General features: G+C 64.4%; 17 protein-coding genes. 4 read left to right on the top strand and 13 right to left on the bottom strand.

The annotated features are described in order from the left end of the window. Positions 1-6 precede the first annotated feature (6 nt). From NSQ78_RS02845 to NSQ78_RS02800, 10 genes are all read right to left on the bottom strand, one after another. Positions 7-1,308, bottom strand: coding sequence for a glycosyltransferase (locus NSQ78_RS02845; protein WP_149901987.1), 1,302 nt, complete (start codon positions 1,306-1,308; stop codon positions 7-9). Next, positions 1,305-4,436, bottom strand: coding sequence for a class I SAM-dependent methyltransferase (locus NSQ78_RS02840; protein WP_149901988.1), 3,132 nt, complete (start codon positions 4,434-4,436; stop codon positions 1,305-1,307). The genes NSQ78_RS02845 and NSQ78_RS02840 overlap by 4 nt, the downstream gene beginning before the upstream one ends. Next, positions 4,433-5,011: a CatB-related O-acetyltransferase gene (locus NSQ78_RS02835; RefSeq protein ID WP_064237589.1), complete on the bottom strand. Its 579-nt coding sequence runs from the start codon at positions 5,009-5,011 to the stop codon at positions 4,433-4,435. Before NSQ78_RS02835 ends, NSQ78_RS02840 begins: the two co-directional genes overlap by 4 nt. Further along, positions 5,008-6,414 carry an ABC transporter ATP-binding protein gene (locus NSQ78_RS02830; RefSeq protein ID WP_064237588.1) on the bottom strand — a complete coding sequence of 469 codons (1,407 nt, stop codon included), beginning with the start codon at positions 6,412-6,414 and terminating at the stop codon, positions 5,008-5,010. The genes NSQ78_RS02835 and NSQ78_RS02830 overlap by 4 nt, the downstream gene beginning before the upstream one ends. Continuing rightward, entirely contained in the window at positions 6,404-7,234 is an 831-nt protein-coding gene (locus tag NSQ78_RS02825; protein ID WP_064237587.1) for an ABC transporter permease, read from the bottom strand. The genes NSQ78_RS02830 and NSQ78_RS02825 overlap by 11 nt, the downstream gene beginning before the upstream one ends. Positions 7,235-7,307: 73 nt before the next feature. Next, positions 7,308-8,480 (bottom strand): cystathionine gamma-synthase, encoded by a 1,173-nt coding sequence (locus NSQ78_RS02820; protein ID WP_064237586.1) that lies wholly within the window; start codon positions 8,478-8,480, stop codon positions 7,308-7,310. 123 nt (positions 8,481-8,603) lie between these two features. Further along, complete coding sequence (locus NSQ78_RS02815; protein ID WP_049416902.1) at positions 8,604-9,974, bottom strand: pyridoxal-phosphate dependent enzyme; 1,371 nt, start codon at positions 9,972-9,974, stop codon at positions 8,604-8,606. Positions 9,975-10,275: 301 nt separating this feature from the next. Then, the gene (locus NSQ78_RS02810) at positions 10,276-10,512 is read right to left on the bottom strand and encodes a YdcH family protein (protein ID WP_005407964.1); all 237 of its coding nucleotides are present in this window, start codon (positions 10,510-10,512) and stop codon (positions 10,276-10,278) included. Positions 10,513-10,836: 324 nt separating this feature from the next. Next, on the bottom strand, positions 10,837-11,721 hold the full coding sequence (locus tag NSQ78_RS02805) for an OmpA family protein (protein ID WP_080473096.1): 885 nt from the start codon (positions 11,719-11,721) through the stop codon (positions 10,837-10,839). Then, positions 11,718-12,083 carry a DUF4398 domain-containing protein gene (locus tag NSQ78_RS02800; RefSeq protein ID WP_019660954.1) on the bottom strand — a complete coding sequence of 122 codons (366 nt, stop codon included), beginning with the start codon at positions 12,081-12,083 and terminating at the stop codon, positions 11,718-11,720. Before NSQ78_RS02800 ends, NSQ78_RS02805 begins: the two co-directional genes overlap by 4 nt. Positions 12,084-12,204: 121 nt before the next feature. Here NSQ78_RS02800 and NSQ78_RS02795 point away from each other — a divergent pair, with 121 nt between their 5' ends. The 3 genes from NSQ78_RS02795 (at position 12,205) to NSQ78_RS02785 (ending at position 16,187) form a co-directional block, all read left to right on the top strand. Then, on the top strand, positions 12,205-13,332 hold the full coding sequence (locus NSQ78_RS02795) for a PilT/PilU family type 4a pilus ATPase (protein ID WP_049416904.1): 1,128 nt from the start codon (positions 12,205-12,207) through the stop codon (positions 13,330-13,332). Between the two features lie 130 nt (positions 13,333-13,462). Beyond that, positions 13,463-14,746, top strand: a complete 1,284-nt coding sequence (locus tag NSQ78_RS02790; protein WP_064237585.1) for a putative DNA modification/repair radical SAM protein — start codon at positions 13,463-13,465, stop codon at positions 14,744-14,746. After that, positions 14,727-16,187 (top strand): UdgX family uracil-DNA binding protein, encoded by a 1,461-nt coding sequence (locus tag NSQ78_RS02785; RefSeq protein WP_064237584.1) that lies wholly within the window; start codon positions 14,727-14,729, stop codon positions 16,185-16,187. The genes NSQ78_RS02790 and NSQ78_RS02785 overlap by 20 nt, the downstream gene beginning before the upstream one ends. Positions 16,188-16,231: 44 nt before the next feature. Here the strand turns inward: NSQ78_RS02785 and maiA are convergent, their stop codons facing one another. Then, positions 16,232-16,900, bottom strand: a complete 669-nt coding sequence (gene maiA / locus NSQ78_RS02780) for a maleylacetoacetate isomerase (protein WP_064237583.1) — start codon at positions 16,898-16,900, stop codon at positions 16,232-16,234. A 14-nt stretch (positions 16,901-16,914) separates the two neighbouring features. Continuing rightward, the gene (locus NSQ78_RS02775; RefSeq protein WP_057494091.1) at positions 16,915-17,904 is read right to left on the bottom strand and encodes a fumarylacetoacetate hydrolase family protein; all 990 of its coding nucleotides are present in this window, start codon (positions 17,902-17,904) and stop codon (positions 16,915-16,917) included. An 893-nt stretch (positions 17,905-18,797) separates the two neighbouring features. On the opposite strand from NSQ78_RS02775, the gene NSQ78_RS02770 reads away from it, so the two are divergent. Beyond that, entirely contained in the window at positions 18,798-20,216 is a 1,419-nt protein-coding gene (locus NSQ78_RS02770) for a DEAD/DEAH box helicase (protein WP_057494090.1), read from the top strand. 197 nt (positions 20,217-20,413) lie between these two features. Here NSQ78_RS02770 and NSQ78_RS02765 read toward each other — a convergent pair whose 3' ends face one another. Beyond that, positions 20,414-23,008 carry a M14 family zinc carboxypeptidase gene (locus NSQ78_RS02765; protein ID WP_064239602.1) on the bottom strand — a complete coding sequence of 865 codons (2,595 nt, stop codon included), beginning with the start codon at positions 23,006-23,008 and terminating at the stop codon, positions 20,414-20,416. Positions 23,009-23,034 lie beyond the last annotated feature (26 nt).

Here is a 23,034-nt window from a genome sequence, read left to right as displayed (position 1 = left end):
CTTGGATCAACCGACTTCGCGATTGGCCAAAGCATGGAAACGGGCACCAATCGAGGCGGTCGGTGGCGCGAACACCGGAGCATCCATGAAGGCGGCGACGCGGGAAAGGCTCTCTTCCCAGCCCGAACGCTGTTTCATTTCCTCCGCCGCAGTCTGGCGCACACCCTCCAGCCCGACGTGGTTCTCGAGCGCATAGACCAGCGTCTGCGCCAGACAATTGGCCGTAGGCGGCGAAAGCAGGCAGTTGCTACCATCGCGCAGCAGCCAGGTATTTGCTTCATTGTGGTTGGTCACCACCGTGGTGCCACACGCCATCAGCTCGAACGGCAGGTACGAGGGGTGCTTCGTCATCATCATGACAAAGCCAGCATGGCAGCTCCGGTAGAGGTTGCCCGTCTCTCGATACGGCAACAGCCCTACGCTTTCGACCACTCCGTCCAGGTCGAATTCCGCCGGATCCCAGCCAGTTCCGGCGCAGATAATCTCCACGCGATCGCCCATCCGAGCCTTGACCTTGCGCAGTGCGGCTGCAGCCAGCTCGAACGCATTACGCGGCGTACCCGGCCGAGCGTAGTAGAACAAGCGCTTGACCGGCGCCTGGTCGTCACGCTCGCCGCTGCCAGGGTAGAACACCGTGGTGTCAACGCTGGGCTGCAGCAGCACTGCAGATCCGCCGTACTGCTGCTCGTAGATTTCCTTGAGCGTTTGCGTATTGCAGATCCCCAGGAACCCAAAGCTGTAGGTGAATTCTGCCTGCGCGTAGGTACTTCCGGCTGGATAGAACGCGGGCTCGAAGTCCTGCATCATGTAGAACTTCAGACCCGTGTTTTGCACCCCGACCAACACATAGGCTGTGGTCCAGAGCGTAGCAACCGAATAATCCGACGGCGGAATCTGCCGGATCTTCTCGGCACTGTCCAGCACGATAACTTCACAGTCCGCCAAGCCAGGGAACGCCTTGCCAAGGCTCTCCTGCATTTCCAAAGGATCGGCCTGACCACAGATGAGGAAGCGCTGCTTCATTCCCGAGCGCCGGCTAAGGCTCTCGGCAAGGCGTAGAATGGTCATCACCCCGCCATAGAACGGATTATCGAAGTAGGGCAGATACCAAGCACACACACGCCTGGACGGGTCCGCATGTACGCGTTCCGGGTGCTGCTGCTGCTGGGACAGGCTGGCAACGTCCAGATCGATGATCTGTGCCAGAGCCAACGCATCGCTGGTATATCCCGCCCAGATGGACGTATTTACAGGAACGACTCGATCACCACGCAGTGCGCGAACGGCCGAAAGAATCCTTTTCTTCATTTATTGAGCCTCAGCGGACTGACTTGTCGGAACGCCGGGTTGAAATAGGGGTCATCTCGATACTTTTCGCCGTCGTTGGACCAGGTAGCCTGCGTGCCCGAAGGCATATAGACGACAGCAAAGGGATCGATCAAGCCTCTTCCGCCGCCCGATTCGATACTCCCGGTGCAGATCCGCGTGAATGCTTGCTGCATCTCCACGTCTGCGTACGGAAAACGTGACACAGTTTGGAACTTCGTCATCTTAAACGCAATCGCAAACGGCGACGCGGCTCGCACATTCCGGTACCACTGCGCTCCGCCAAACCAGCCATATTCGTGTGGATGTGCGCCATGGAACAACGGCGCACTGGTGCCGTCAGCAGCAACAACGCGCCCTGCTTCTTCTACTCTCCCGTTCTCGCTGACTGCCAACGCGGAGGTCCAGACGATATCCGGGTGATGGTGGACCCAACCCAGCAGTTCGTTCAGCAATCCTTCCGACAGGCCCAGAGCCCTACCATCAATCAGCACAACCCCCGCCGATCCAGCGTCCAGCCAATCGGCTACGGCCGACCACGCAAACACATCCTGTCGACGAAGTACGAAGCGACGGTCGGCTAGATCAGCAAATGCCTGCAGTTCGGCACTGGCCTCACCCACGTGAACAGCGTGAATGCGCTTGATGCTGGAAAGGTCGGAAACCAGAAGAAGATTCAGCGTATGCACAAGCTGCTGCATGCTGCCGGTCTGGATGACGACTACTTCGGAGACTGATGCAAGCCGCGGCCAGGAGATGTGGAACAACCCTTGATCGGTCCGCTTCACCTGCGCGGGCAGGCCGCGGCTGGCGAAATAGTTCTTCTGCGTGCGCAACTGGCCCATGATCGCGTACGGTTTAGTCTGCAGCCCAGTCGCGGTGGACGTCGGCAGGATGCGCCAATGGTAATGGATGGACGGGACATGCACGATCCTGCGCGCTGCAGAGGTGACGCGGAAGAAGATGTCCCAATCCTGGGCACCATCAGTTTCCTTGTTCCAGGCACCTACCTGACGGACCACGGAGGTACGCATCAGATTCAGGTGGGTCAGATAATTGACTGAATGCAGCATCTCCGGACTCCACTGCGGCTTGTACAGTGCATTCATGCGGCACGTACCATCAGCATTGATGGAGTCCTTGTCCGAGTACAGGAAATCGACGTCAGCGCCGCCCTCCTGCATCGCCGCTATCATGTCGAACAGTGCCCAGGGCGCGATCGTGTCGTCATGATCGAGCAACGCTACAAACTCACCTTCTGCGTGTTCGAGAGCAGCATTGGAGTTCTCTGAGATGCCGCCGTTCGCGGCCAACAATATCACTCTGTGCCGCTGGTCGGAGGCGCAGCGCTGCTTCAACCACTCCCAGCCTTCCAGGTCGTCAACATCGGCCCAAGCCAAGCAGGTTTCCCACTCGCCGTAAGTCTGCAGTTCGACACTCTTCAGTGTCTCCTCCAGTACCTGGCGCGGCACCTTGTAGATCGGAATGATAAGCGATACCCGCGGGCGATAGGTGAACGCCTGCGCGGCAGAGACCTGCTCGGCCAACGCCTGCGGAGACAGTTCTGTAGCCGCGATATAATCGGCAAGATCCTGACAATCCGCACGCAATGCAGGGTTGAATCCTGCCTGTGGCCTGGTCAATGCAACGCCTTCTGCGGAGTGCCGCTGGCGACCCAACGCACGGGCATGACGTGCCTCTGCCATGCGGATGCCCCAGTTCAGCGCGCGTGCGCGCAAGCCGCCCTGAGCGTTCCAACGCTGATGGAGGCGCTCGAAGGAACGCCCCACTTTGGCGCCAATCGTCTCGGACCGCTGTTGTGCCTGGTGAAGATCCCGCGTGAGCGACGCGATGAGATCATCACGGTCCTTGATATCGCTGAGCAGTCGCTGGCTACGAATGCCCACCTCATGCAGTCCCTGTTCGCGCTCCTGCAAGCGCAACGCGGACTCCCTCTCGTGAGCGGCTATCAAACGCTGATGCGCAGCCTGCTCTGCCTCAAGGCCGGCGACGGCAGCAGCGCGCGCCTCGCGCTCGACAACAATCTCTGCTTCCATAGCGGCCAATGCCGCCGCCGCCGCGCGGCACTCGACCTGGACGGCGATAGTCCGCTCCTGCTCCTCGGCCAGTCTGTGCGAAATCTCATCCACCTTCAGCCGCAGCGCATCCCGCTCTGATTCGGCGCCCTCCAGTTCCGCTTCCAGCGCGGCTATGGCCGTTGCCAGCTCATGCCGTCCGTGAGAGTCCTCTGAGGCGCTCTGAAATGCCACCAACTGCTCACTGGCGTGTCGCAGCTGCTGAGCTGTTTCGTTTACGGTGGCGATGCTGCGCTCGTGTTCCGCGCGCACATAGGCCAGCTCACCCTCAAGGCTGGCGACCTTGCCGCCGAGCGCATGCACTTCGTTCTGCCACCAGTCCCGTGCGTAGGCCAGCGCGACCGCGTGGCCCAGCGCAGCGAACAGATGGGCAACAAGGTTGCTCTGATCACCATCAAGCGTTCCGAGCGCCTTCACCGCATCCGGAGCATTCTCACCCACCACCAGAACACCAAGACCATGGGAGTGGCTGAATTCAAAGGACGGGTACTGGGAAGAAACCTCGGCCCACAAACGCCAGACTCCGAAATCCCCCTGACGCTCCTGCGTGTCATGGAACAGGACCACTGCGCGGTCCGAGAGCTTCGGCTTCCAGCTTTCAAAGTCGTGACGCACCGCTTCATAGGTGTGCAGGCCGTCGATATGCAGAAGATCGATACTGCCATCTTCGAACTTCCCCAGCGCCTGATCAAACGTACAGCGCAACAGCTTGGAAAAATCGTCGTACTTTCCATCATGATACTCACTCAGTCCGGCATGGACCGAATTTCCGTAGAAGGCAGCATGTTCATCGCCCTCCCACGTATCCACGGCATAGGCGCGTGTGCCGAGGCCCAGTTCCTGGATCGTCTGACAGAAACTGAGATAGGACGCGCCGTAGTGGGTGCCCAGCTCAACGAGCATCGCCGGGCGCAGCGCCTCGGTAATCCAGCCGGCAAATGGAATATGGCCGTGCCAAGCGCTCGGCGGCAGCTTCAACGGCCTGATGAAGGCAGAATTGTTCAGTTCGATCATCGTCCGTTTTCCTGTTGTTCTTTGGTCTGCGCGCTGGCAATGAACTGCTCTACCGATCCACCGCAAAGCAATGGGGTCATCTCGGAGATTTTCTCAAGCGGCCAGTTCCACCACTGGATCTGCTGCAGGGCTTGGATCTGCGCATCGGTGAATCGATAGCGAACGATCCGCGCAGGATTTCCCACCACAACTGCAAATGGTGGAACGTCCTTGGCCACAACGGCCCTCGCGCCAATGATGGCTCCGTTTCCCACGGTGACCCCTGACATGATCGTGGCACCATGGCCTATCCATACGTCGTTTCCGATGCGGGTCGGGCCGCGCGTGGCGGGATGGCCGTCGGCGTGTGCGTCGGGATGCCCCAGCGCGATCCGCAAGGGGAACGTGGTGACCCATTGCGCGTTGTGCTCGCCGCCGCCGAAGATCGCGACCTCGTCAGCGATTGAGCAGAACGCACCGATGATGATCGATTCATGCTCGGCCCATATACGGAAATTCGGGTTGCCATAAGTGAACCGACCGACCTGGATGCGCGGGTCGTTTACCACTGTTTCTGGAATCAGGGAACCGGTCATGCGGACTCTCCGCTGGTACCCACCGACTTGACTGCGACGCGCTCGAATGGAACGCCAACCAGCCCATAACGCAGCTTTGTGGACGCCACCTTGATAAGCACAGCGTCATGCAGCCAGTGGTGCTGGACGTTGTCCCAGGGAGTGCCTTCGGCAATCGATACCGTCATCGAGTAGTCGCCATCGGGCAGAAGCGGGATGGTGAAATCAAACTCAGCCTCCAGCGTTTCCCCCGCTGCCATCGAGCACGGCTGGGGGACGTAGGTATAGGTGTGCTCGCCGAACAGAGACTGGCCAAGGCGATCCTTGACGAAGAAACCAATGATCGTGCTCTTGAGGGCGCGCGCAGCCGACGCTCGAATACGCAGCGTAACCTGTTCCCCACCCCGGAATACGCTCAAGGGATTCAGCCCTCGATCCAACAACTCGACCGAATCGATATGTGCCGCTTCGGATGTCCAACCATCAGAATTATGAATGTTTGAGAAGAGCGTAAGCTTGGTCTCTTCTTCAACCTTTGCCAGCTCCAATTTCTTCGGCACCGCATCGCTGCGTCGCTCACCCTTGATGGTCTTGAGCCTTACCGCCTCGCCGTACACTTCCTGAGCACAATACTCAATGTAATCGGTGACCACCTCCTGCGCAGACGCGTGCTTGCGGACATGCCCATTGTCCAGCCAGATTGCCCTGTCGCAGAAGTTCAAGACAGATCCGGTGTCATGACTTACGAACAGCAGTGTTCCACGCTCCCGGAAGCCTCGAAGGAAACGCATGCACTTCTGCACAAAAACACTGTCACCAACCGCCAGTGCCTCATCAACAATCATGATGTCCGCGTCGACATGAGCAATCACGGCGAATGCCAGCCGAACATACATGCCGCTGGAATAGACCTTTACCGGCTGATTGACAAAATCACCGATATCGGCGAACGCGACGATGTCATCGTAACGCTCATCGATTTCCTGGCGCGTGAGGCCCAGTAACGTGGCACTCATGTAGACATTTTCTCGGCCGGTGAACTCTGGATTGAAACCGGCGCCAAGCTCGAGCAGGGCCGCTACCCTGCCATGGATGTGCGCACTGCCCGTCGTCGGCGTCAGCGTACCGCATATGAGCTGCAGAAGCGTTGACTTGCCGGCACCATTGCGCCCGACGATACCGACGGCCTCGCCTCTCCGCACATCAAAGCTGACATCCTGCAGCGCCCAGTACTCGCGGAAGTAATCGCGTCGCGGCCGACCTAGCAGCGTAGACAGGCGTGGCAGGACAAACTGCTTGAGGCGGTCGCGCGGCTGCTCGTAGATCTGGTAAAGCTTGGACAGCGACTCGACCTGGATAGCAACAGGTCGTTCTTTCACTGCGGCCTCATTAATTGCGACGTTTACAGTGGCGTCAGAGGACATCGGCGAATCCTCGGCGGGTTTTCTGATAGAAATAGAAAGTCAGGCTGAGCAGCACCAGCGCGACCGCCATGGACACGAACCATCCGGAGAGTTCCGGCATTTCGCCGAAGATCAGTATCTTGCGGGCCTGCTCCACCGGGTAGGTGATGGGACTGAACCGGATCCAGCCACGAAACTGTTCCGGCAAGCTGGACGTGGGGTAGACAATGGGCGACAGGAAGAACAGCACTGTGGTGATCATCACCGTCATTTGGCCGATATCCCGAAGATAGACGCCGATGGCAGCAAAGAGATACGTGAATGCCACTGTCATCAGCATAAGCGGCAGCAGCAGCAGCGGCAGCAGCATCGCGGTCCAAGGCAGGTATTGGACCATGGCAAACTGCACAACCAGCAGCACGATGACACTGATGGAAAGGTGGAAAAGTGCAGATGCGACGGAAACCCATGGAAGGATTTCCAACGGGAATACGACCTTCTTGACGTAGCTGACGTTGGACAGGATCAAGCCCGGGGCGCGATTGATGCAATCGGCAAAAAACCCGTGGATCATCAAGCCAACGAATAGAATCAGCGCGAATTCACCGGTTGATTGAGCCGCTCCGCTTCCCCACCGCACCTTGAAGATCGAAGAAAACACCAGAGTATAGACAGCAAGCATCAGCAGCGGCGTAAAGAACGACCAAGCTACGCCAGCCAAAGAGCCACGATATCGGGCGGCAACTTCCCGCTTGGCCAATTGATAGATCAACGAGCCGTGTTTCAACAAAGAGTGCAGAAGAGCGGCGGGCCCTGCTGAGTGGGTATGCAAGTCAGTCATGAATTCGTCTTAGGGTTTGGGCGGCAAACGTGAACACAACCTCTGCCCGCTGCAATTGCCAGGATAGGCGCACTCACGCCAGCGCCCTCTCCAGATCCACCTGCAGATCCCCCAGCTCCTCCACACCCACGCTCAGCCGCACCAGCGCATCGCTGATCCCCAGCTGCTCCCGGCGCGCGACCGGGATCGAGGCATGCGTCATCACCGCCGGATGGTTCACCAGGCTTTCCACGCCGCCCAGCGACTCGGCCAGGGTGAACAGTTCGGTCTTCTCGCAGAAGCGCTTGGCCGCCTCGAACCCGCCCTTCAGCACGATCGAGACGATGCCACCGAAGCCGGCCATCTGCTTGCCGGCCAGCTCATGCTGCGGGTGCGAGGGCAGGCCCGGGTAGATCACTTTTTCCACCGCCGGGTGCTTTTCCAGCCACTGCGCCAGCGCCAGCGCGTTGGCGCAGTGTGCCTTCATCCGCAGCGGCAGGGTCTTCAGGCCGCGCAGGGCCAGGAAGCTGTCGAACGGTCCCTGCACGCCACCCACCGAGTTCTGCAGGAACGCCATCTGCTCGGCCAGGTCGGCATCATCACCGACCACGACCATGCCGCCGACCATGTCCGAGTGACCGTTGAGGTACTTGGTGGCCGAATGCAGGACCAGGTCCGCGCCCAGCTCCAGCGGGCGCTGCAGCATCGGCGAGGCAAAGGTGTTGTCGACCACCACGATCAGGCCGTGGCGCTTGGCGATGGCGGCCACCGCAGCGATGTCGACGATCTTCAGCATCGGGTTGGTCGGGGTCTCGATCCACACCATCTTCGTCTTCGGCGTGATGGCAGCTTCAAATACCGCCAGATCGGTCAGGTCGACGAAGCTGAAGTCCAGCCCGGCGGTGCGGCGGCGCACGCGCTCGAACAGGCGGAAACTGCCGCCGTAGATATCGTCCATCGCCACCACGTGGCTGCCGGCGTCCAGCAGCTCGATCACGGTCGAGCTGGCCGCCATGCCGGAAGCAAAGGCGAAGCCGCGGGTACCGCCTTCCAGCGAGGCCACGCAGCGCTCATAGGCGAAGCGGGTCGGGTTGTGGGTACGCGAGTACTCGAAGCCCTGGTGCTCGCCCGGGCTGGACTGGGCATAGGTCGAGGTGGCGTAGATCGGCGGCATCACCGCACCGGTGCTGGGATCGGGCGACTGGCCACCGTGGATGGCCAGCGTGGCCAGGGCCAGCGCGCGGTCGGGCGAAGAGGAGTTGGACATGTCGTTTCCTGAATGGCGCCGACGTGCGGCGCCGTCAAAGGATCGGGAGTCTATCAGCGCAGCCTTAACAAGCTTTGACGCAAATAAACCGGAATTCAGTGGCGATCTGCAGCGATCCGCGCCTTACTGCACGCGACGGCGCAGATAGTTCAGCAGGTCGATGCGGGTGATCAGGCCGAGGAAGGCGTCACCGTCCATCACGATCGCCACCTGGCCGCGGTCGAACACCGGCAGCAGGGCCTCGATCGGCGACTTCACGTCCAGCCGGTCCAGCTTGCTGACCATCGCGGTGGCCACGGTGTCTCGGAAGCGCGCTTCATCGCCATAGACATGCAGCAGCACGTCGCTTTCGTCGACGATGCCGACCAGCTGGTCACCGTCCATCACCGGCAGCTGCGACACGTCGTACAGCTTCATGCGCTGGTAGGCGGTGGTCAGCAGGTCGTTCGGGCCGATCACCACGGTGTCGCGCTGGCCGTACGGGCGCAGGATCAGGTCGCGCAGGTCGCCGTGCTGCGGGCGCTGCAGGAAGCCGTTGTCCAGCATCCAGTAGTCGTTGTACATCTTCGACAGGTACTTGTTGCCGGTATCGCAGACCAGCACCAGCACCTTCTTCGGGGTGGTCTGCTCCTTGCAGTACTTCAGTGCCGCGGCCAGCAGGGTGCCGGTGGACGAACCGCCGAGGATGCCTTCCTTGCCCAGCAGCTCGCGCGCAGTATGGAAGCTCTCGGCATCGCTGATCGCATAAGCCTTCTTGACGCGGCTGAAGTCGGAAATCGACGGCAGGAAGTCCTCGCCGATGCCTTCCACCAGCCAGCTGCCCGACTTGTCGTTGAGCACGCCATCGTTGATGTATTCGGCCAGGATTGAGCCGACCGGATCGGCCAGCACCAGCTCGGTCTTCGGCGACAGCCTGGCGAACGCGCGCGACAGGCCGGTCATGGTGCCGGAGCTGCCGCAGCCGAACACGATGGCGTCGAGGTCGCCGCCCATCTGCTCGAGGATCTCCGGGCCGGTGCCGAACTCATGCGCGGCCGGGTTGTCCGGGTTGCCGAACTGGTTGATGAAGTAGGCGCCCGGGGTCTGCTCGGCGATGGTCTTGGCCAGATCCTGGTAGTACTCCGGGTGGCCCTTGGCGACGTCCGAACGGGTCAGGCGCACTTCGGCGCCCATCGCCTTCAGGTTGAAGATCTTTTCCCGGCTCATCTTGTCGGGAACAACTAGGATGAGCTTGTAGCCCTTCTGCTGGGCCACCAGTGCCAGGCCCAGGCCGGTGTTGCCGGCGGTCCCCTCGACCAGGGTCGCGCCCGGCTTCAGGTCACCCCGCTGCTCCGCCGCCTCGATCATCGACAGGCCGATGCGATCCTTGATCGATCCGCCCGGATTGGCGCTCTCCAGCTTCAGGTAGAGCTCGCAGACACCGGTGTCCAGGCGCTGGGCCTTGACGATCGGGGTCTGGCCGATGAGTTCGAGGACGGAAGAATGGATGGGCATTCGGAGGACTTTCGATTCGCGCCACGCAGGGCCGGACCGATGATTATCCGACGGATGGCGCTGAATGTCAGGTCGGCGCGGAGATGCCGCCCGCCGGCCCCGTAAAGGGATGCGGGCGGCCCCGGATCGACGAGGAGACCGGTACCGCCCGCATCGGTGAGTGGTGCCTGGAGACCAAGGCACCACCGCCTGTGGTGCCTTGGCGCGGCCGCCTCATCGGCGGTGCCGCGATGCCGGGGCAGAAGCGCCCGGCGGGGCCATCGATGGCCGGGTCACGCCGTTCCGGGCGCGACGGAGTGCGTCAAAGCGTGGGGGACGTCGTTGGGAGCGGTGTTTCGTACATTCGCAGAAGACGTTGCTTGGCCAGCAGCTTCTCACGCTTCATGCGACCCAGGGTGACATCATCGATCGGGAGTACACCCAACTCCGCGTCCATGCACTTCTTGTTCAACTTGCGGTGCTGGTCATGGAGTGCCCTGAACTCCGGATCACGCGCGCGACGGGCGTCGATCTCGCTCTGGGGCTGATCTTCAAACATGATGGACCTCCTTCGACAGATACACGAACGCCCCGGCCGCAAGGCACGGGGCGTTGTTCATGGAGGAGTGCCGGTCGATGGCCACCTGGACGCCTGCAACGACCTGCGGCACTGGCCTGCGCACGTCGATCTGCTGCGGTTCGCGCCCTGCTTGCATCGGCCCGGCCCTCCCATCGTCCGGTCCGCGGCATTGCGTCCCGGACGATTGACCCTACGCCTGCTCAGGGCGGGGTACAAGACCCCTGCGACAAAAAGACCGAACCCCGCCGGGGCGGGGTTCAGGCTGAATGCTCATTGCAACGAAAAACAAACAATATCAATGCATTACGGCGCGATGATGACCTCGGCCGAGCGCGCCCGGGTGGACGCAGCCTTCTTGCCGCTGACCTGGATGCGGTTGCTGGCGACACCGGCCGCGACCAGGGCGTCGCGCAACGCTTCGGCACGCTTCTGGCCCACGCCGTTGGCACTGTCGTAGGCCTCGATGCGCAGGCGGCCCTTCTTGCCGATGTTCAGGTACTCGGCGAGCGCCTTGGCCTGGTTGCGGGCGCCGCCAGACAGGCTGGACGCACCTGCAGCGAACGCGTCGCCCCCGAAGGTGAAGACCTCACCGCGCGCATCGAACTTCGAACCCGGCAGCTTCTGGCCCGACACCAGCTCGGCCTCCTCGCGGGCCAGCTTGGCGGCGTTCTGCTGGGCGGCGCTGAGGCGCTGCTGCTGCTTGCCGGCCACGCTGGTCAGGGCGTTTTCGGCGTCCTGGCGGGCCAGGGTTTCGGCCTCGGCGGCCTGGCGCAGGCGTTCAGCTTCCTCGGCCTGCATCTGCGCCTGCATGCGCAGCTGTTCGGCTTCCTGGCGGGCACGGGCGGCATCGCGGCGGCTGGCCTCGATCAGCAGGTCGCTGCGGGTGCGCTCCAGGCGGTCGACCTCGCGGGCGGCCAGCGCAGTGCGCACTGCGGTCTCGGCAATCTCCACCCGGCGCTCGGCCAGGTAGGTGGCCAGCTCCTGGTCACGGCGCTTGGCCTTGTCCAGGTTCGCGATGGCCTGCTGCGCCTGCATGCGCTCGAAGGCGCCCAGCTCAGCGGTATCCGGGTTGGCCTGGATGGCCATCAGGCGCTGGCTCAGCTGCGCCACCATCGGGTTGTCGGCGGCCACGGCCAGGGTCGGCAGCGCCAGCAGCGCGGCCAGGGTTGCGGCGGTCATCGGCTTCACCGGCGGTCCTCCCCGGTCGACAGCTGGCGTTGCAGCTGGTTGACCTCGTTGCGGCGCAGCTGCAGCTGCGCGCTGACGGTGGCTTCCTCGCTGCGGACGCGGGCCAGGTCGGCATCGGCGGCGGCGCGCAGGGCCATTGCCGGCGCATTCTTGCGCTCGCGGCGGTCGCCCGCGGCGCGCTGGGCCTGCTCCAGCCCCTGCCGGGCCAGTCCGATCAGGTCCGGGGCGTACTGGTCGGCATCGGCCTGGGTGGCCTTGTCGACCGCCTGCCGGGCCTGCGCCAGTTCAAGGGCGGCGTCCTGCGCCCAGGCGGGGGCAGACAGTGCGAATGCAAACGCCATCACATACAGGCCATGGCGCATTCGTGCGAAGCTAAGTCGTTTCATTGGGGAGGCCGTACCGGTTGTCGGTTCGCGGCCATTGTCGTCAAGCCGACACCGTGCTGGCAACGGGCGTCGGCCGTTTCGTTGGGGAAAATTCGCAATGGATATCGGCTACTTCCTGAAGCTGATGACCGAAAAGAACGCTTCGGACATGTTTTTGACCACCGGGGCACCGGTCTACATCAAGATCGAGGGGAAGCTCTATCCGCTGGGCAACACCGGCCTGCCGCCAGGCATGGTGAAGAAGATTGCCTACTCGCTGATGGACGAGGGCCAGGTGCCGCAGTTCGAGCGAGAGCTCGAGCTCAACATGGCCATCGCCCTGCCCGACGCCGGGCGCTTCCGCGTCAACGTGTTCAAGCAGCGGGGCGAGGTCGGCATGGTCATCCGCGCCATCCGCAGCCGGATCCCGAGCATCGAGGAGCTGAACCTTCCACAGGTGCTGAAGGACGTCATCATGACCCCGCGCGGGCTGGTGCTGGTGGTGGGGTCCACCGGCTCCGGCAAGTCCACCTCGCTGGCGTCGATGATCGACCACCGCAACAGCACCACCACCGGTCACATCCTCACCATCGAGGACCCGATCGAGTACCTGCACAAGCACAAGATGTCGATCGTCAACCAGCGCGAGGTCGGCCTGGACACCCATGCCTTCCACAACGCGCTGAAGAACGCGATGCGCGAAGCGCCGGACGTGATCCTGATCGGCGAGATCCTGGATGCGGAAACGATGGAGGCGGCGATCGCCTTCGCCGAGACCGGCCACCTGTGCCTGGCGACCCTGCACTCCAACAACGCCGACCAGACCATCGAGCGCATCCTCAACTTCTTCCCGGAAAGCGCGCACAAGAACGTGCTGATGAACCTGGCGCTGAACCTGCGCGCAGTGATCAGCCAGCGCCTGGTGAAGAACAAGGAGGGCCGACGCCTGCCGGCCACCGAGGTGCTGATCAACACGCCGATGATCCGCGACCTGCTGCGCCGCGGCCAGGTGCACGAAATCAAGGCCGCGATGGAAGCCTCGCTGGAAGAAGGCATGGAGAGCTTCGACCAGTGCCTGTTCCGGCTGGCCAAGGCCGGCACCATCGAGCAGGAGGAAGCGCTGCGCGCGGCCGACTCGCGCGATGGCCTGGCCCTGAAGTTCCGCCTGTCCGAAGGCAGCAGCGGCGAGCACGACCCGTACGCGGACTTCTCGGCAGGCGCGCCCAGCATCACCCACGGCTTCTGATCCCACGAAAAAGGGGACGGAGGGGATTAAGTCGTTTGTGCACTTGCGACTTAATCCCCTCCGTCCCCTTTTTCTGAAGAATTCAGGGGCGGTCTCATCCAATGAGACCCGTCATCCGTAGGTTTCTTCAATGGAAACCATCCGCAAGCTGGCCATTCTGGCCGATGCCGCCAAGTACGATGCCTCCTGCGCCTCCAGCGGCTCGGGCAAGCGCGATTCGCGCGCCAGTGGCGGTATCGGCAGCACCGAGGGCATGGGCATCTGCCACAGCTACACGCCCGATGGCCGCTGCGTGTCATTGCTGAAGATCCTGCTGACCAACTTCTGCATTTACGACTGCGCCTATTGCGTGAACCGGGTCTCCAGCAACGTGGCCCGCGCGCGTTTCAGCGTGGACGAGGTGGTCACGCTCACCCTGGACTTCTACAAGCGCAACTACATCGAGGGCCTGTTCCTGTCCAGCGGCATCATCCGCAATGCGGACTACACCATGGAACAGATGGTGGAAGTGGCCCGGCAGCTGCGCGAAAAACACCGCTACGCCGGCTACATCCATCTCAAGACCATTCCCGAGGCCTCGCCGGAACTGCTGGCCAGCGCCGGGCGCTATGCCGACCGCCTGTCCATCAACGTGGAACTGCCCACCGAAGCCGGCCTGAGCGCCTTGGCGCCGGAGAAGACGGTGCATTCGATCCGAGGCGCGATGGGCGAACTGCGCTGGCGCATCGACGAAGCCAAGGAAGCTCGCAAGGCCCCTGCAGCGGTGGCACCGACGGCCAGCCGCAGCGCTCGCCCGCGCCCTCCCCGTTTCGCACCGGCCGGGCAGAGCACCCAGATGATCGTCGGCGCGGACGGGGCAAACGACCAGCAGATCCTGGCCAGCGCCGACAGCCTGTACGGCAACTACCGCATGCGCCGGGTCTACTACTCCGCGTTCAGCCCGATTCCGGACGCCAGCCGGCAGCTGCCACTGCAGCCGCCACCGCTGCAGCGCGAACATCGCCTTTACCAGGCTGACTGGCTGCTGCGCTTCTACGGCTACGGCGTGGATGAGATTACCGATACCACCCAGGACGGCATGCTCGACCTGGATATCGACCCCAAGATGGCCTGGGCGATCCGCCATCCCGAGCGCTTTCCGGTCGATCTGAACCGGGCACCGAAGGAAATGCTGCTGCGCGTGCCAGGCCTTGGCGTGCGCAACGTCAAGCGCGTGCTGATGGCACGCCGCCACGGGCGGCTGCGCGTGGCCGACATCGCGCGCCTGAAAGCATCGATGAGCAAGCTGCTGCCGTTCGTGCTGCTGGCCGACCATCACCCGCGCAAAGCACTGGACGATCCGGCGGCGCTGCGCGCGCAGCTGGCCCCGCCTCCGCGCCAGGGTTCGCTGTTCGATGCCCCGTCTGCATCCTGACGCGCAGCGCTGGTCGCTGCGGGTGGATCCGCCGTGGTCGCTGCAGGCCTGGCGCGATGCTGCGCGCGAAGCGTTGCTGCGCGGCGTGGCCCCGCCTCAACTGGACTGGCTGGAAGGGAGCGACACCTCGCTGCTGGATGCGCCGGCCGTGCAGCAGGCGCCGATACGTGCCGATGCCGGAGCACCCAACGTTCCACGTGACTTCCTGGAACTGGCGGCCACCTGCCTGTGCCATCGCGATCCCCAGCGCCTGGCCTTGCTGTATCGCCTGCTGTGGCGCATCGCCCATGGCGAGCGATCAGTGCTGAGCAACCCCGCCGACGCCGATGTCCTGCGCGCGACGGCCCTTGCCCAGGCCGTCCGCCGTGACACGCACAAGATGAAGGCATTCGTGCGCTTCCGCGAGGTGCCTGGCCAGCCTGATGCGTTCATCGCCTGGTTCGAGCCACAGCACCACATCGTCGACCGGGTCGCGCCGTTCTTCGCGCGTCGTTTCACCGGCATGCGCTGGGCCATCCTCACTCCTTCGCGCAGCGTCGCCTGGGATGGGCAGGCGCTTGCCTTCGGCCCCGGTGCACGGCGCGAGGATGCCCCGGCCGAGGATGCACGCGAGTCGCTGTGGCAGACCTACTACGCCAGCATCTTCAATCCGGCGCGACTCAACACTCGGATGATGATGCAGGAGATGCCGGCCAAGTACTGGCGCCATCTGCCTGAAGCACAGTTGCTGCCGCGCCTGGTGCGCGATGCAGCCGACCGCGTGCAGGAGATGCATGACCGGCCGGCGCAGGCGCCGCAACGCAGGATTCCCCCACGTGCGAACGCTGCGGCGCCGGCAACCGATGCCAGCAGTCTGGAGAATCTGCGCGGACAGGCCAGCGCCTGCCGCCAGTGCCCGTTGTGGGAGCAGGCCACGCAGACCGTATTCGGGCAGGGGCCGGCAGGGGCCGAGGTGATGCTGGTCGGAGAACAACCCGGCGACACCGAGGATCTGCGCGGGCAGCCGTTCGCAGGACCCGCCGGCCAGGTGCTGGACCGCGCACTGGCGGAGCTGGGAATCGATCGCGCCCAGCTGTACCTCACCAACGCGGTGAAGCACTTCCACCATGAGCGGCGCGGCAAGGTGCGGCTGCACAAGCGACCGGAAAGCCGCCACATCCAGGCCTGCCGCCCCTGGCTGATGGGGGAGATCGCGCGTGTGCGGCCCCGGGTGATCGTGTGCCTGGGCGCGACAGCGGCAGCCTCGGTATTCGGTCGTGACTTCGACCTCTCGCGCGACCGCGGACGCTGGCGCACCCTCGAAGACGGCACGCGCGGCTACGCCACCGTGCACCCGGCGTGGGTGTTACGGCAGGCCGACGATGCGCGCCGCGAGGACGCCTACCGGGTGTTCCGCGATGACTTGGCCCGTTTGCGGCAGAAAGGGGACGGAGGGGATTAAGTCGTAAGTGCATATACGACTTAATCCCCTCCGTCCCCTTTTTTTCAGGCGGCGTCGAGCTGGTGTTCCGGGCGCGCGCGGTCGAATGCGTCCAGCGCTTGGCAGGCCGCTTCGATGCGGCGCAGGGTCGGGTACGGTGCCAGGTCCAGGCCGAAGCGGTGGGCGTTGTACAGCTGCGGCAACAGGCAGATGTCGGCCAGGCCGGGGCGGTCGCCATGACAGAAGGCGCCGGTGTCACGGCTGTTGGCCAACAGCGCTTCCATCGCCGCAAAGCCCTCGGCGATCCAGTGCAGCGTCCACTGCGTGCGTGCATCGGCCGGCAGCTGCAGACTGCGTTCCTGGTACTGCATCACCCGCAGGTTGTTGATCGGGTGGATGTCGCAGGCCACCAGCTGGGCCAGCGCCCGCACCCGCGCGCGGCCGGCGGCGTCGGCCGGCAGCAGCGGTACCTGCGGAAAGCGCTCGTCCAGGTATTCGAGGATCGCCAGCGACTGGGTCAGCACATGCCCCTCATGCAGCAGGGTCGGCACCTGCTGCTGCGGGTTGAGCGCCCGATAGGCATCCCTGTGCTGCTCGCCACCGTCGCGCACCAGATGCACCGGCCGGGCCTCCCAGGCCAGGCCCTTCAGCTCCAGGCCGATGCGCACGCGGTAGGCGGCGCTGGATCGCCAGTAGGTGTACAGCACGATGCCGTCGTCGACCGGGATCTCCATCGCCGCCTCCATGCTCAGGGCCTGGCCGCCTGTTCGATGCGCTGCTCGATCGCACCGAAGATGCTGTCGCCCGCGCCATCGAGCATCTCGATGCGGACCACGTCGCCGAAGGACATGAACGGCGTGCTCGGCTTGCCATCGCGCAGGGTCTCCACCACGCGCTGCTCGGCGAAGCACGAGGCGCCCTTGCTGGTGTCCTCGTTGGCGATGGTGCCGGAGCCGACGATGGTGCCAGCGCCCAGCGGACGGGTCTTGGCCGCATGCGAAACCAGCTGGGCGAAATTGAACTGCATGTCCACGCCCGCTTCCGGCGCACCGAACCACTGGCCGTTGATGTGGGTCAGCAGCGGGAGGTGTACCTTGCTGTCCTGCCACGCAGCGCCCAGCTCGTCAGGGGTGACGAACACCGGCGACAGCGCCGAGCGCGGCTTGGACTGCAGGAAGCCGAAGCCCTTGGCCAGCTCGCCCGGGATCAGGTTGCGCAGCGAGACATCGTTGACCAGGCCGATCAACTGGATGTGGCCGGCGGCCTGTTCCGGGGTCGCCGCCATCGGCACGTCGTCGGTGATCACCACGATCTCCGCTTCCAGGTCGATACCGTAGTCCTCGCTGACCACCTTGACCGCGTCACGCGGGCCGTAGAAGCCGGCGCTGGTGGCCTGGTACATCAGCGGATCGGTGTAGAAGCTCTCCGGCACCTCGGCGCCACGGGCACGGCGCACGCGCTCGACGTGCGGCAGGTAGGCGCTGCCGTCGACGAATTCATAAGCGCGCGGCATCGGCGCAGCCAGCGCCTGCGGATCAAGGTCGAACACGCCATCGGCGTCACCGGCGTTGAGCGATTCGTACAGGGCGTTCAGGCGCGGCGCGATGTGGCTCCAGTCCTCCAAAGCCTGCTGCAGGGTGGCGGCAATGCCGGTGGCGCGCACGCCGTGGCGCAGGTCGCGCGAGACAACGATCAGGGTGCCGTCGCGGCCGCCTTCCTTCAAGGAACCAAGCTTCATGGTGGGTGTCCGGAGTCGTGGGCAAACAAGTTTCAAGTGTAATCAAATCTGCGGCGACGCCAAGCTGCAGCGCGGCATCGGCCCACCCTACCGTAGGTAGGGGTTCGGCAGGGCTTGCAGCCCTGCACCTGCTTCAAGCCAAGGCAACGGCCGATGCAACAGCAACAGCGGACATTCCGTGGAATGGCGAGGCACTGTGGGTTTGCGGGGACGCCGTAAACCCATCCGTGGGGGCTTGGTCGCGGCATCCATGCCGCTCACACCTCGCAAACCCACAGTACCCCGCCTTCGACAGTGGGCCGGTGGCCAGTAGATGCACGCCATGCGTGGATGAAACCTGTCAGATGTCGAATGAAATTCCGCGGTCAGATCCGTTTTCCTGCGGGAAACGGATCTGACCCCATGCCATTCCGACAGATCGCAGGAAACTGTCGAAGGCGGGGTGGGTCCGGTGGCAGGGGCGTGAGCCGCATGGATGCGGCGACCGAGCTTACATGGACGTACTTGCAGCGTCCCCTGCCACCGGACCCACCCCGCCATCCCACAGGAAATCAGCTTTTGCCGTTGCCCTGGCCTCTGCAGGTGCAGGGCGCAGCCCTGCAGAGACCCCCTACCTGAACAGGCCTTTTTGCGTGAAGTCTCAAACATCGTTTAGACTTGCAGGGTCTGCAGCGGCCGTCCGTTTCCCTCCGGGACCGCCGGCGACCAGGGTCCGCCCTCTTCGCCCGCCCCCACTCCGACGCCGTTCGTCACGCATTCCAGCCTGCGCTTCGTGCCGGCTGCACCCAATTCTCGCAGCGCGGTTCACGGGAACGCTCCGAGTCAGCCGATCAGTTTGATCTGCCCCCGCCTGTCCGTTCGGTCAGGCGTTTCTTGTACCTGGAGCAATCTCAATGTCTTTTGAATCGCTGGGCCTGGCGCCCTTCCTGCTGCGTGCGCTTGCCGAGCAGGGTTACGAAAACCCGACCCCGATCCAGCAGCAGGCGATCCCGCTGGCGCTGGCCGGTCGCGACCTGCTGGCCGGCGCACAGACCGGCACCGGCAAGACCGCCGCTTTCGGCCTGCCGCTGCTGCAGCACCTGGGCACCGCCTCGCAGGAAGTGCGCAGCGGCCCGCGCAAGCCGCGCGCGCTGATCCTGGCCCCGACCCGCGAACTGGCCACCCAGGTGCATGACAGCCTGCGCGGCTACAGCAAGTACCTGCGCATCCCCAGCGCCTGCATCTATGGCGGCGTCGGCATGGGCAACCAGCTGGACATCCTGCGCCGTGGCGTGGACCTGCTGGTGGCCTGCCCGGGCCGCCTGATCGACCACCTGGAGCGTCGCAGCGTCGACCTGTCCGGCATCGAACTGCTGGTGCTGGACGAAGCCGACCGCATGCTCGACATGGGCTTCCTGCCGTCGATCAAGCGCATCCTGGCCAAGCTGCCGAAGCAGAACCGCCAGACCCTGCTGTTCTCGGCCACCTTCGAGGACAACATCCGCCAGCTGGCGCTGGAGTTCATGCGCAACCCGGAGCAGATCCAGGTAACGCCGAAGAACACCGTGGCCGAAACCATCACCCACCGCGTGCATCCGGTCGATGCCGGCCGCAAGCGCGACCTGCTGCTGCACCTGCTGGCGCAGGACAGCCGCGAGCAGACCCTGGTGTTCGCCCGCACCAAGCACGGCAGTGACAAGCTGGCCACCTTCCTGGAAAAGTCGGGCATCAAGACGGCGGCCATCCACGGCAACAAGAGCCAGGGCCAGCGCCTGCGTGCGCTGGGCGACTTCAAGGCCGGCCGCGTGACGGTGCTGGTGGCGACCGACATCGCCGCGCGTGGCATCGACATCAACGAGCTGCCGAAGGTGATCAACTTCGACCTGCCGATGGTGGCCGAGGACTACGTGCACCGCATCGGCCGTACCGGCCGCAATGGCGCGACCGGCCAGGCGATCTCGCTGGTGGCGCAGGATGAGGTGAAGCTGCTGCGCGCGATCGTGCGCCTGCTGGGCCGCGACATGGATATCCGCGATGTGCCGGGCTTCGAGCTGCAGACGCCGATCCGCTGGGGCAACAGTGCACCGGGCAAGGCCGAGCACGATACCGGCGAGCGTGCACCGCGCAAGAGCCACGCGCGCCGTCCGCACGGCGATGCGCCGCGCCATGCACATGCCGGGCCGAAGAAGGCCGGTGGCGGCCGTCGCGAAGGCGGTGGCAACGGCCAGCAGCGTGCAGGCGCAGGCGCCGGCCAGGGCCAGCGCCGGGGCGGTGGTGGTAACGGTGGCGGCCGTGGCCGCGGCCAGGGTGGCGGCGGCGGTCGCGCCGGCTGATCCCGGCTGACAGGGAGGGTGCTTCCCGCTGCGCGGGGGCTATCAAGGGACGGCGCTGACGCGCCGTCCTTTTTTTTGCCGGCTACCGTGGGCGAAAGCACGCGGATGGTTTGGCTTGGGGCGGCGCAGGGCAGTGGGTGCAAAACACGCGCAGCCCGCCCGGCCTCCCCACACGTGTCAACAAGGCGCGCAGCCCCTCAACCCCGCGCCTTGCTCGGATTCACCAGATTCCCGAAGAAGATCGCGTTGATCAGCAGGCGATCCGTGCCATGCCAGTACTTGCGATGCGCCGGGTCATCGGCAAACAGCACCACGTTGCCCTGCCCCTGCGCCGATACCAGCAACCACGCACTGCCTGCCACGCGCGTGCGGTTGCGCTCGGACAGATAGCCGTTCACCCGTGGGGGCGTGTCGATGCGCACCACCGTCGAGAACGGATTCGTACTCGGCTGCAACGTCACCGTGTTTTCCTTGTTGACCGCCAGTTGCCGGCGCGGCACGCCGAACGCCAGCGGATGGCTGGTATCCACATCGGCGCTGAGGATGTTGCCGCTGACCCGTTCGATCGCGGCGATGTCACGCTGGTCACCGAACGCGCGGCGGCTTGCATCAGCCGCGTCTTCTTCCTTGCCAAGCGTCTCGCCATCGGCCAGCTTCTGCTCGATCGCCCACTTCGAGGCACTGCCGTAGGTCACCAGTGAACCACCGGCCTGGACCCAGCGCTTCAGGGCAGCCACCGCCGTGGCATCGATGCCTGTGTAGGTGCCACCGGACAGCACGATCGTGGTGTAGCGATCCAGCGGCACCTTGCCCAGCTGCTGGGGGTCCAGCTTGCTGGCCGGCAGGCGCAGCTGCTGGTCGAGCAGGAACCACGCCGATCCGATCTCGGTGGCGGCCACGCCCTCGCCCATCACCAGCGCGACCGCAGGCTTGCGCAGCGCTTTCACGCCGTCACTGCCGAGGTCGATGCCCTCGCGGCTGCGTCCGCTGGACAATGCATGCACCTGCACGCCGGCAGCGCGCGCGGCGGAGGTCACCGCCTCAAGCAACGCCGCGCCCTGCAGTGCCTGTCCGGCCACCGGAATCACCAGGCTGCCGGCGGCGAAGCTGACGTCTCCCTGCGCGGTGGCGGTGGTGAACGGCTGGAACGCGGCGCGTGCGTTCACCCCCTTGTCCTGCAATGCGGCCAGCACGCGCCCGGCGTTGTAGTCGCGCCAGTCGATCGCATAGGCGAATCCGGCCTGGCCACCCAGCACCGCGCCCTGCTCCGCCGGCAGCGCGGTCACGCGTGCGCCACCGTCGACGCGGCTGCGACTGCCGGCGAAGGCCACGCCGTAGGCCGGTGCGATTGCATAGCTGGTGCTGCCGTAGAACACATCCCCCTTGATCGGCGGCGTCTCGGCAAAGATCGAATGCACCAGGCGGAACTGCGCCTGTTGCACCGGCACCACGTAGGCGCTGCCGGCCTCGAAGCGCTGCCCATCGACAGTGACTGCACGATCCAGCGCGCGCACGTCGATGTGATGCAGCAACAACAGTTCCAGCAGGCGGCGGGTCAGGGCCGGATCATGCGCATCACCGAACACGAAGCTCTTCACCGGCTGCTGTGCGGCCTGCTTCAGCGCGCTCTGGAAGAACTGCTTCTGCAGGTCGAACAGGCCGCTGCGCTCGGCCACCGCGCCGCGCACGGTGCCCAGCCCGGTGGCGACCTGGTTGCGGATGGTGAACGGGAAGGTCAGCAGGCCGTTCACCGATTCCTGCACGCGGCCACGCGAGCTGGCCTGTTCGACGGTCACGCCGACGGCGCCATGGAAGTCCGGATAGGTAGAGCCGTACACCGGCGAGAAGTTGTCGAAGTTCTCGCCGGTGTAGTACAGCGAACCCAGCGCATCCAAAGCCTGCGCGTGGTACCTGGCCAGGGTCTTGTTGAATTCATACGAGGCCGCCGGGATCAGCGGGCTATGCATGCTCTTCGGCGAGGGCTCGAAATAGTAGGTGCTGTCCTTGCCCATCTCGTGGAAGTCGATCTGCACGTTCGGGTACCACTGGTGGAATACCTCCACCTTCGGCCGCGAGTCCTGCTGGGTCAGCGCCAGCCAGTCGCGGTTGAGATCGGTGAAGTAGTGGTTGGTGCGGCCCTGCGGGAACGGCTCGACGTGCTCCTTGTCAGCCGGGTCGGCAGAGGCTGGATCGGAGGCCCAGGCGTTGTGCCAGTTGGCGGCGCGATCGCGGCCATCCGGATTCTGTGCCGGGTCGAACAGCACCACCGCCTGCTGCAGCCACTGCTGGGTCTCGGCACTGCGGTTGGCCACCAGGTAGTACGCCGTCAGCATCGCCGCCTCGGCGCTGGAGGTCTCGTTGCCATGCACGCTGTAACCCAGCCACACCACCACCGGGCTGTCCCCTGCAGCGCTGCGCGGCTGCGCCGGGTCGGCCAGGGTCGCGTGCTGCTGGCGCAGCTGTTCCAGGCGTGCGTGGTTGCTGGCGGCGGTCACCGTGGCGATCAACAGCGGGCGACCTTCATAGCTGCGGCCGATCTCGCGCACGCTGATCTTGTCCGAGCGCTTGGCCAGTTCCTGGAAGTACGCCACCAGCTGGTCGTGCCGGGTGTAACGGCTGCCGATCGGGTAACCGAGGAACTGCTCCGGCGTGGGAATGGCCGCATCAAATGCCGCTGCCTCGGTGGCCTGCGGGAAGAAGTAGGCGCTCTGTGCCTGCGCCGGCGGTGGCGAGGACAGTGCGGTGGCGGCGGCGATCAGCAACGGAAGAACGGCACGACGATGCAAGGACACGGTGACTCCCCAGGACACAACGGCAG

This window comes from Stenotrophomonas sp. FSL W7-1447, from assembly GCF_037966425.1.
GTDB lineage: Bacteria > Pseudomonadota > Gammaproteobacteria > Xanthomonadales > Xanthomonadaceae > Stenotrophomonas > Stenotrophomonas pavanii.
The sequence above is the reverse complement of the archived record's forward strand: the minus strand, read 5'-3'. Positions and strand labels throughout refer to the sequence as shown.